This is a genomic window from Granulicella mallensis (genome assembly GCF_014203225.1).
Taxonomy (GTDB): Bacteria; Acidobacteriota; Terriglobia; order Terriglobales; family Acidobacteriaceae; genus Granulicella; species Granulicella mallensis_A.
In genome coordinates this window covers 33094-44426 of sequence record NZ_JACHIO010000011.1, presented here as the reverse complement: position 1 = coordinate 44426, position 11333 = coordinate 33094, and the positions used below count along the sequence as shown (strand labels likewise).

The following is an 11333-nucleotide window of genomic DNA, read 5'->3' as shown; positions in this document are numbered from 1 at the left end:
AAAAGTGGTGCAGGACAAGGCGAGCGGCTCGGCTTAGAGACCTCGCATCCTCGTACGTTTCTGTAGCGCTTTATTGCACGACGATCGTCAGGTTGAGAGCGGCGGACTGACTGCCATCCGTCGCCGTCACGATGACTGTGCTTGTACCGGAGGGAGTCGCATCGTTTACGGGAGCGCTGGTCCCACTACCGCCGGAACAAGCCGTCATCAGCCCGCCCATACAGAACAGCACCGCCAACATCAGCATCTTGCGCCACCGGAGATATCCTTTCCTTCTGCCGAAGAGGCCTGCGACCGCAAAGAGTCCAGGCAGCGTCAGCGCATACATCAGGCGCGTGCCCATTCCATTTGCAGGCTGAACGAGGCTCGCACTGCCGCCGCCGGTCGTAGTGATCTGGAGAGCAGACGTACTCGAACTGCTCAAAGCGCCAAAGCTGCAGGCGGCTCCCTTGGGCAGACCGGAGCAGGCGAACGAGACAGAAGCGTCAGGAAAGTTGAGGACCTTCAACATCGTCGATCCATTCCCACCTGCGCTGGGGATCATCACGGTGTCGGGTGTCGCCACAATTGCCGCAAGAGTAGGAGCCGTTACGGTCAGCGTGGTTGTCGCTACGTTTCCGGCGGTGTAGTTGATGTCACCGGAGTACGTGGCAGTGATTCCATAGGAGCCGGTCGCTGTAGGCGCCTGGCCTGGCAGCGTCGCCGTGCCATTCGACAGTTGAACCGGCGCACCCAGAGCACTTCCGCTGGCAGCGAACTGCACAGTGCCCGTCGGCGTGGGCACATTGGCGAGGCCGGTTACGGTCGCCGTCAGCGATGTGCTCTTCCCCAGCACAATGCTGGAGGGGCTTGCATTGACAGCCACCGTGGGAGGCACCAGCGGAGCCGGAACGACAACGATGCTGAGAGCAGCGGTCGCCGTCAAAGGAGTGCTCTCCGAGTCCTTCACCTGCACGGTGAAAGAGCTCGTCCCGCTCTGCGTCGGAGTTCCGGAGATAACACCAGTGCTGGCCGACAGCACTAGTCCGGACGGCAGGCTGCCGGCGGTAATGCTCCAGATATAGGGCGACGTTCCTCCGAGCAAACCAATGGTCTGCGCATAGGCGGCCCTGACCATGCCGCCTGGCAGGTTGGTCGTCGTAATCTGCGGAGGAATCGTTCCGACGACGATCGTAGCCGTAGCCGTCTCACTGCCACTGCAGGTAAACGAATAGGTCAGAATGCCCAGGGCAAGCGTAGGCTTCACCGTCGCACTACCCGTCGTCGCGACTGAGCCAGTCCAGGAGTTGTCGGAGCTATAAGCGAAGCAGGCCTTAGCATTGGTGGAGAATGCGTTCGTGACCGACCACGTGAGGGTAAGAGAGTCGCCGGGATTTACATTCGCCGTGCTCGGGGTAAGGGTAATCGCAGGAGGCAGCGTGGTCAGAATCTGGTAGATGTTTCCCTGATAATGGGGTCCACCAGACGAAGCCACGCCATAGAGATTGCCGTCTGTCGATTCAAAGGGCTGCGTCTGAATATTGAAACCATCTGCCGCGTTCGAGCCAAAGTCGTACACATCGGCTTTCGTGCCGGTGGGGCTGATCTGCATCACCTGTCCGGAGCTATGAGATCCACCTTCAGAACCGGCAATGTAGAAGTTGCCGTCACCTCCAAGGAAGGGCCGTCCGTGGAGCGGATTGTTTCCGTCACCAACCTGGAAGTCATAGATGCTATGAAGCGTCGAGTTCACACCGTTCGGCACGATCTGGTAGAAGATACCGGTCCCATTTCCCTGCGTACCGCACTCGAAGGTAAAGCCGTAGAGGTTCCCATCCGGCCCCTGAACCGGAGAGCTGGTTGGCCAGCAGCCATCTTCGATGCCCTGTCCACCGTCATCGAAGTTGTGGAAGACATGGAAGTTCGAACCGTCTGGAGCGATAACGAAGGCCGTGCCATAGCCATAGCCCAAAGGGCTGCCGGAGACATAGGGACCGCCGAACTCAGCTGTGCCGTAAAGATTTCCATCGGAAGCCAGAACGAGGCCTCCAACGGGACTATTGCCATCCGCCCCGGTAAACGAGTGGAGCGTTGTAAAGGTCTGGGTCAGGTAGTTGTAGGACCAGATGCTGCCTAGATTGTTGCCCGTCGGGTCGTCGACGTTGGCTGTGCCATAGATCGTTCCCTTCCCATCGTCGACTAACTCTCCAAAACCGGCCGTCCCCCCATATTGGAAGGAGTGGACGGTACTCAGCACGCCTGTTTTGAGGTTGTACTGGTAGATCGTGCCGCCAGTCTGAAAGGTCCCGTAGGCTCCGTAGTAGTTGGTCACGCCATAGAGATTTCCATCGCTGGCTTCGATTGGGCTGTTGTAGGGGGCCTTGCCGTCGTTGCCACCGGTAAAACTGTAAAGCACCGTGTACTTGCCGGACGGGCTGAGTTGGTAGAGTGTGCCATCTCCATAAGTACCTCCTCCGTAGGTGCCGCCGTAGAAGTTGCCATCGCTGGCCTGCATGAGGGCGGTAGAGGGATCCGCAGCATCGGTGCTGCTCGCCCCGAACTGGTAGAGGATGTTGTCGCTCGCAGGCAAGGACGCGGCATTGGTCTCGGCCCTGGCGGGAGTTCCCTGTGCCTTGGCGGCGGCTTTTGTCTGCCCTGCACTCTGGGCCCGCGCCGGAGAAAAGCTCAACGCCAATAGGCACAGCACGGGAAGAATGTGAAAAGACTTGAGAGGATTCATATGTGCCACATCAACTTGTCTGGCACGAAACGGTCAAGTAAATTGATTGTTAACTATTTGCCAACAAATAATTCCGGGCTTTTGGCCCGAAACGACGCAAAGGCGGCTCTCTATCTCAGCAGGCTCGGACCCTAGCCCTCGACCTCCTATTACTGCCTACCTGTTCGATTCCTTCGAGTTGCAGGCAAATAACGGAGTCCTGCTGCAGAACGGCGAACGGGTTAAGCTGCAGGAACAGCCTCTCCAGATCCTGCTGAGGCTGCTGGAAACGCCCGGAGAGCTGGTCTCGCGCGAAAAGCTTTGGGCCCAGCTATGGCCCGAGAAGACCCCCGAAGAGTCCGATCGCAGTCTGCGGGTCGCCGCGACAAAGCTCCGGCAGGCTCTCGGAGACAACTCGACAGCGCCACGTTATATCGAAACGGTGACCCGGCGCGGCTACCAGTTCATCGGAAAGGTAACCCCCATTGGGACTCCGGCACCAGCCGAAGAGCCCTCGCAAAACCTGCCAGACGAACAGATTCAAGAGCAGACGCCGCAGCCCCGCTACCGGCCAGCCTTGCTCGTCCTCTTGCTGGGATTGATCGCGCTGGCGGCCACAGGGTTGTGGCTCTACCGCTGGCATCGAGCAAAGCCCCTGCTCTCGATCAATGATTCGGACATGATCGTTGTAGGCGGAGTCATCAACTCCACGGGCGATCACTACTTTGATGGAGTGCTTTCTTCCGCACTACAGGCCAAGCTGGAGGAATCCCCCTACCTGAACCTCGTTCCGGCAGAGAAGTTCCGCCGCCTGGTGCCCGATTCGGATGTAGCCAGCCAGCAGGACGAATTGCGAGCCTGTGTCTCGTTGCACGCCCAGGCACTCCTGCGCGGAGAGATCCTCGCCCAATCGCCGGACTATCTATTAAAGGTTACGGTCTTTCAATGCTCTAACGGACACGCCCTCGCTACCCAGACAGACCGGGCAAAGACCCGGGATGACGTTCTCCAGGCTCTAAATCTGGCCAGCGAGCAGATGCGCCGCACCCTGAATGAGCCGGAAAGCTCGCTGCAGAGGTTCAATGTCCCGCTGGTCCAGGCAACCACAGGCTCTCTGGGAGCGCTCAAGGCCTTTACGCAGGGCGAGAAAAAGCATCTCCTCGGCCTGGAGTCCGACTCCACAGAAGACTACAAGCTGGCCATCGCCCTGGACCCCGAGTTCGCGCTCGCCTATGCCCGCCTGGGCAGCGTCTACTACAACCTGGAAGAGTACAAGGTCAGCCAGCAGTTCTCGCAGAAAGCGTTCGATCTGCGCGAGCACGCCACGGAACGCGAGCGTTTCTATATTGTGTCGCGCTATTACTCAGGGACCGGCGAGATCGAGCCGGAGATCCAGACCCTGCAGTTGTGGCGCAAGATCTATCCGCGTGACCCGATTGCTGCGAATAATCTGGCGGACATGTATCTCCTTCTAGGGGAGCCCGAAAAGGCGCTTGGGCTGGCAGAAACAGCAGTCCAGCTCAATCCTGAGATGGATCATGCCTATACGAACCTTGCCTCCGCCGATCTGCGCACCGGCAAGTACGCTGCGCTCAATCAACTTTGCAACCATCCCATCCCAGGAAAGACCGATTCGGTCGAGTTCCGTGTCGCCTGTTTTCAGGGAGCCTTCGCGCAAAACGATCCCGCCGGCATGCAAGCGCAGTTGGAGAAGGCGAAGAACGACCCGGCGGAGAGCGAGATGCTCGCCAGCGCGGCGTGGGCGGCGCTGTATCGCGGCCAGATGTCGCAGGCGAACCATCTCTTTTCGGAGGCCGAACAGAATGCGCGGGCCAATCATCTCGGAGAGTTTGCCGCCGAGGTTAGCCTGGACCAGGCTGCGCTGGAAGCCGATCTCGGCTTTCCCCATCAATCTCAGGCGCTCGCTCGCAATGCCTCGCACCAGTTTCCTGAAAGTCCTACCGTGCAGGCGTATGCCGCGCTCGCCCTGGCAAGATCCGGAGATACCAGCGACGCCCTGACAGCAGCAACCCACGCAGCAGCGCAGGCTCCCTCCGACACCGTCCTCAACTTTGCGGTCCTGGCTTCCGTTCGCGCCGCCATGCAGGTACATAAAGGCGATCCGGCGGCGGCCATTCGGGAACTTGAGGAGACACGGCCCTTCGATTTCTGCAGCTTTATGGACCTAAGCCCCGCGTACTACAGAGGAGAGGCTTATCTCCAGACCAGGCAGTTCGATAAAGCCGCTGAGGAGTTCAAGCGGGTCATTGGTCAGCAAGCCAGCTTTCCCGAGTCTCCCTACCTTGTCCTGTCGCAGCTTGAACTGGGAAGAACGTTTCAGTTGCGAGAGGATCGCGTTCATGCCGATCTCGCCTATCGTGCCGTTGCGGATACATGGAAAGGGGCCGATCGAGGCTTTCCACCCTTGCAACAGTTGCACGCCTATCAGCGTGAGATGGCGAAGCAGTAGGTTGTTGCTGCTGCTTTTCTGGTTGTCCTTCCGAGCGAAGCCGAGGAACCTGCTTCCTCCCGTTTTTCGCTCGCTCCCCACAGCAGCATTGCCACAGCAAGCAGGCAGCAGGTTCCCTACGGGAATGACAACTAGAAAAGCAACAGCAACAGAAAAACAACTTACTTTGACTCTTCGATCTTGCAGGTAGCCGGAGCGTTGACAGGATTGCAGCGTGCGTCGACATCCCCCGGAAGAGTAACGACGTAGTGGCCGTCCCAGCGAGCGGGCTCATTGATGGGATAGTCGGTGCTGAGCATCTGGGCTCCGCTGGCTATCATGGCATCTCGCGTGGCGGTGTCGTTTGTTCTCGCTTCCTTCGTGTCGGAGTCGGTGCGGGCGCGAATGAGATACCCCTGGCGCACAAGAGCGGAGATATCCGCTGCAGGACCGTCGTTGCGTTCGATAAAGGCCGCGTCAGGCTGGCCGGGGTCAGCATTGGTAAAGATCACGCGACCGCGCAAAGCAGGATGCCCGGCAAGATAGACAGGCCCCACAGCTTTCTGGTCCATGAGGAAGACAATCTTCCCGCGCGCCTTCGCAAGCGTAGGCCATTTACCTGCGAGAACAGCCTCATTCAGCGTCTTGTGGTGGCCGCGGACGTCATCTGGAGTGATGAGTTCGTTGGCCGGAAACACGGAGCGGATCTCAGCATCGAGAGCGTCGAAGGTCTCCGTCGTGAAGGATTCTGGCATCGTGAGGTGCAGATTGCCCTCGGGTTTTCCCTGCTTGGTTTCGACAAGGATGAAGAGTGGAATGTGTCCCGGATGAGCATGAGACCACTCGCGAATCTCTTTCAGGCAGGCAGTGAAAGGCTGGCAGGTGCTGCGATAGTCGACATCCTGAACGTGCATGACCTTGAAGCCGGGCTTGTTCATCACTCCGTTGGGATCAAAGTCGGGATCGGCAGGAAGATGGGCAGAGGCTACCATCTTTGGGCCTGAGGGATGCGCATAGAGACCACCCTTGGTATCCGCATAGACATCGAGTTCGATCTGGCGAACGCCGCTATCGAACTGCTGCGTCAGAGGCTGGTGCTGGTAATCGAGCCCTTTGAAGGCCTCCGCATACTTGTCCTGCCAGAGCTTGCTTTCATTGGCGGCAATGCCCGCGTGATAGCTGTTGTGCGTGCCGATTACCTGAATCTGGTTGAGCTTGATCGCCTTGTCACCTGACTGAGCATGGGCAGTCCCCAGAGATGCAGCCAGCGCGACGGCGGAGAGAATACGGCAGGAGTTCGAAAGCATAGGTACATCCTTCATTCGTATCGATAGAGCTTGCATGACAAACATAAGGTTCAGTGTCGATAGGAGAGTTGCTCCTATCGACACTGAACCATGAGATAGCAGCTATGACTGTTATCAGGCAATCTTGTAGGGCTTGCTGTAATGCGTGTCCCACTCCACGAGGCTCTCATTCATAAATCGCCAGGTGCCACGCTTGGTGTCTACTTCCATCAGCATGTAGGCATTGGGATCATAGCGAGTAGCTGCCATGATGTAATGCCGTGGCCCGTACAGACGGGAGAAGTCGACCCACTTATGCTGGTGGCCGGAGACGACCAGTTGAATCGTGTCCTCGTACTTGCGCAGAAGAGGATGAAGACCGTAGTCGGCAAACTCGACCGGAACATCCTGAATCAGCGGGTAGTGAATAAAGACGAAGGTAGGCTTGTGCTGCTGAAGCTGCGCCTCAAACCAGTGGAGCTGCTCTTCCCCGAGTGATCCGACGTTGGGATTGAAGTCCGAAGACGTATGGTCCTGGGTGCTGCCAAGGAAGTTATTCAGGTGAATGAATTTGTAGCCCTTGTAGTCCAGTACGGAGTAAGGCTTCGCCTTGAACTTCGCCTCGAAGAGGCGGTGGCTCATCTCCCGCGAGACATGGCGCACATCGTAGTCGTGGTTGCCAAAGCCCAGGTGCACCGGCATCTTGAAGCCATCGGTAATCACCTTGGCATTGTCGAGGCGGGTGGTGTTCTTGAAGTAGAAGTCGTAGTCGGTAGAAGGATAGTTATGGAAGTAATCACCGATCAGGAAGACCTGCTCAATCGCTGGATTGAGCGAGTTGATCAGATCGCGTGCAGAGATCAGGCGAGGAGTCGTAACAAGAATGCTCTCGTTGTCTTCCACGCCGTTCTCGCTACCTTTGACATAGAAGTCGTCGATGATGTGGGTATCGGCAACCAGAGCGAAGTAGAACTTGTCAGGCGAAGCTCCGGCTCGGGCCTGCTCAGCCCAGAGTTTCTGGGTGAGCAGGCTGCCGAGCGATGCGGCGCCAAGGGCAGTAAATTGTCTGCGATCCATGGTGAGACGTCCCTTTGGGTTAGAAGATGATCTTGCCAGCGAATTGCAGGATGCGTGCCGGGAAGACCGTAGATGAGGTAGCGAGGCCGAAGGCGCTGTTGCCGAAGGTCTCGTTAGCCGGTCCCTCGTAGTTGACCTTGTTCAGGACGTTGAAGGCCTCGGTGCGGAAGTCGAACTTGACGTTCTCGCGGGGGAAGACATCGAACTGCTTATGCAGGCCGAGGTCGAGTTGGTAGAAGGGATCCAGGCGTGCGCTGTTGCGACCCGCGTTGCCGTAGGGCTGGTTGAAGGCCGGCAGGCTGAAGGACGCGGGATTCAATAGCGAGTACGAGGTGCTCGTCTTCACGCGCTTGCTCTTGGGAAGGACTGCCGGGCCGGTCTGGTTGGGGCGTTGAGTGAGGATCGAGCTGACCGATTGCACACCCGTTGGAGAGTAGGAGATGTTGAACGGCTGACCGCTGTTCATGTCGTTGATGGCGGTAACCTGCCAGCCGCCGAGAACCTGCTGGACGACAGCCGGAGCGTTGCCCCCGAAGGTGCGGCCCTTGCCGTAGGGCAGGTCGTAGACAATGGAGAGCGTGTCGTTGAGAGGCTGGTTGTAGCCGGAAGGACCACGATCGTTACGCGGGTTGGCGAGGTTGATGCGCGCGCTGTCACCGTTGTTGGCCTCGAGGTTTCCGCCGGAGTTATCGATCGCCTGCGAGTAGGTGAAGGAGTTCAACAGGTAGAGGCCATGCCCGGAGCGATGCTCGAGCTTGGTCTGCAGGGCGTTGTAGGTGAGGAAGCCAGCGGGGATCGTCTCCTCAATGGTGTAGAAGGACTGGATGGGACGGCGAGCGGCGAGGTTTCCGCAACCAGAGGTGATGGTGGTGGAGCAGGTGGCCGAAGGGGTTGCGGGGTTAGCCTGGTTCAGATCAGCGAGTGTCTGGATCTTGACGCCATGCTCACCGACGTAGGCGACCTCGAGGGTGGTGGAAGGACCGAGTTCACGCTGTACGGTCAGGTGGTAGCTCTGCACGTAGCCGGTGGGTAGGTTCGGGGGAAGGTAACGGACTTCGGTGTTCCTGTAGCTGGCGGCCGTGACGTTTGCAGGGCTGGACATTCCAGTGGTGTAACCCTGAGCGCTGGTCCGGAAGCAGGGGGTGGGGTTGGCCGAGTTGTAGGCAAGAGCTGCCTGAGCGGCGGTGCAAGGGGCGAGCGGAGCAGAAGAGCCTGAGGTAGCCAGGTTGCCGAACTCCGGCGCCTGGGTGAGGACCGTGTCGACGACGAAGGGAGCGTTATAGACGAGTACGTTCTCTCCGCCTTGGCGATTGAACTGAAGGAAGCCGATGCCATAGCCAGCGCGGACAACGGTTTTGGAATCGATCTGGTAAGCAAGTCCAAGACGCGGAGCGAAGTCGAGTTTGGGCATGTGAACGAGAGCACGGTTGTAGATGGAACCCTTGGAGGCGTTCACCATCGAAACGGTGCCGGGATCGAAGTTGGAGAGGTGGTTGCTTGACTCCCACTGCGGAGTGACGAGCTCATAGCGCAGACCGGCGTTGATGGTCAGCTTCGAGGAGAAACGGATGTCGTCCTGGAAGTAGAAGAAGTGGAAGCGCTGGTTGATGTAGGCGAGGGTGTTGTTGTCTAGCTGGTAGGTGTCGCGAGCGCCGAAGAGGAAGTCTGAGAGTGCGACGCCTTCCTTGCTACCGGTGTCGAAGCCGCTTGGCGATGATGTTGTTCCGGTGATGACGCCGGGGTGTGCGGCGGAGACATATCCATTGGCGCTGAAGTACTCGTTGTAGGTGTCTTCGCCGTAGGCCGGGTTGAAGTCGGAGTCCGTGGTGAAGTCGGCGACGTACTCGTAGCCTGCCTTATAGGTGCTGCGACCCTTGATCCAGGTGTAGTTGATCTTCGGATTGTAGGTGTAGGGATCCTGGAACTGGGGGTTGGAGCTAAGGCTTCCGAATTGTGAGAAGTTTTGGACTGACTGCGCGTTGAGGCTGGTGACCGCTGGGCCGCTGGTCGGCAGGCCAGCGATACCGCTCTCGAGGCTGGGGAGGCTGTGGCCGTAAGGGCTCTTACCGCCATCGGTGCGGGTGAAGGCAAAACGCGCATCCAAAATGGAGTTCGGGGTGAAGGCGTGCGTCACACCACCCGCCACCTGCTGGTTGAAGATATAGACGAAGCCGTTCGAGTTACCACCAGCTGGGCCCTGGATGTTGGGCGGGCTGAAAATGTTGCCCTGGTGCTCGCTGTAGCGGGCGAACATGGTCGTCTTCGGGCTGATGGTGTAGTCAACGCGGATATCGCCCTTATCGTCGTTGAGGGTATCGGCGGGCAGCGAGATGTAGTTATTGGACACGATGCCGGAGAGGTTAGGCGCAGGCAGCGCGGCGAGGACGCCCTTGGCGAAGCTGGAGACGGTTGGGTCGCTGAAGGGGACGACGCCGTTGGTGTAGACCTGGCCGGTGATCGGGTTTTTGATCTGGACGGGAGTGTTGGCGGCGATGCCGAGGGTGGAACTTGCGGTCGTCAGGAAGGTATAACCGCCGTTGGCGATGGCTTGGGCGCTGGTGCCGTTCTGGTCAGCGTCGGGCACGGTGGCGGTGTTGATCGCGTGAACGACCTGGCGGGTACCTTCGTAGTCGCCGAAGAAGAAGAGCTTATCCTTGAAGATGGGTCCGCCGAAGGTTCCACCGAACTGGTTGCGCTGTAGAGTCGGCTTCTGGCTCTTGCCTGTGAGGGGATTGATAGGAGCACTGAACGGCCCGATGGCGTTTAGCGCGGTGTTGCGGATGTAGTCATATGCGGCGCCGTGGAAGTGGTTGGTACCGCTCTTGATCGACACGTTGATGACGGCGCCGGGAGCGCGGCCGAACTCGGCTGAGTAGTTATCGGTCTGGACCTTGAACTCGTCGATGGCATCTGGGGAGGGCGGGAGGGCTTGGTTGGAGAAGCCCTGGTTGGAGGTTCCGTAGGAGTTGTTGTCGAGACCGTCGAGCAGGAAGTTATTCTGCTCGCTGCGCATGCCGTTCACGTTGAAGCTGGCATCACGGCTGGAGTCGGTGCCGTTTTCGAGGAGGCTGCGGCGAACGCCGGGGACCAGGGCGGCAAGGTCGGCGTACGCGCGGCCGTTGAGCGGGAGGTTCTGGACCTCGCGGGTGCCGATGACCTGTCCACGTTCGCTCGAGTCAGTCTCGAGCAGCGCGGCAGCGGAATCGACGGTAACGGTCTCGCTGGTGGAGCCGATGGTAAGGGCCAGGTCAACGCGTTGGCGGGCGTTAACGGTAACGGTGAAGGGCTGTGTCGTGCTGACATCAAAACCATTCGCTTGCGCGGTGACCAGATATTGGCCGATCTTGACGTCGACAAATTCGTAAGAGCCCTGAGCGCTGGTCTGTGCCTTGACCACGGCCTTGGTCTCCTGATTGATAAGGGAGACGCTTGCACCGGGGACAACAGCACCTGAGCCGTCACGCACATATCCCAGCACAGAAGCAGTTTCAAACTGCGCAAACATCCGTGCGGAGCTCAATACAAGACAAGCCATTACTACTAATAAAAAAAGACGCTTCACCGTTCTCTCCAAATCATTGCGTGTCTGTGTTTCAATTACGTGAATAGGCTTCTGAAAGAGTCCCTGGAAACGGCCCACGCAGAAAATACAGATGGCCCGATCATGGCCTGACCAGCACAATTCCAAAAGGGTGTTTCACGTGGAAAACGGCTTATGCCCTGTGCATACACCCCGCTTCACCCCTCCGTAATTCAAGAAGAAAATATGTGCTGAATTTTAGCGCATTCACAAACATTTCATATTTGAACGCTATGCTTCCTC

At 58.4% G+C, this 11333-nt stretch carries 5 protein-coding genes; 1 reads left to right on the top strand and 4 read right to left on the bottom strand.

Annotated features, from left to right (window positions below):
- Window positions 1–70: 70 nt before the first annotated feature.
- Window positions 71–2719: a choice-of-anchor tandem repeat GloVer-containing protein gene (locus HDF15_RS13565; protein WP_184256384.1), complete on the bottom strand. Its 2649-nt coding sequence runs from the start codon at window positions 2717–2719 to the stop codon at window positions 71–73.
- Between the two features lie 178 nt (window positions 2720–2897).
- On the opposite strand from HDF15_RS13565, the gene HDF15_RS13560 reads away from it, so the two are divergent.
- A complete protein-coding gene (locus tag HDF15_RS13560; protein WP_260331065.1) occupies window positions 2898–5168 on the top strand; it encodes a winged helix-turn-helix domain-containing protein in 2271 nt (756 codons plus the stop codon).
- Between the two features lie 161 nt (window positions 5169–5329).
- Here HDF15_RS13560 and HDF15_RS13555 read toward each other — a convergent pair whose 3' ends face one another.
- The 3 genes from HDF15_RS13555 to HDF15_RS13545 form a co-directional block, all read right to left on the bottom strand.
- Window positions 5330–6454: a phosphatidylinositol-specific phospholipase C1-like protein gene (locus tag HDF15_RS13555; RefSeq protein WP_184256382.1), complete on the bottom strand. Its 1125-nt coding sequence runs from the start codon at window positions 6452–6454 to the stop codon at window positions 5330–5332.
- A 114-nt stretch (window positions 6455–6568) separates the two neighbouring features.
- Window positions 6569–7510 (bottom strand): metallophosphoesterase, encoded by a 942-nt coding sequence (locus HDF15_RS13550; RefSeq protein WP_184256380.1) that lies wholly within the window; start codon window positions 7508–7510, stop codon window positions 6569–6571.
- Between the two features lie 19 nt (window positions 7511–7529).
- Window positions 7530–11072 carry a TonB-dependent receptor gene (locus HDF15_RS13545; protein WP_311733102.1) on the bottom strand — a complete coding sequence of 1181 codons (3543 nt, stop codon included), beginning with the start codon at window positions 11070–11072 and terminating at the stop codon, window positions 7530–7532.
- Window positions 11073–11333 lie beyond the last annotated feature (261 nt).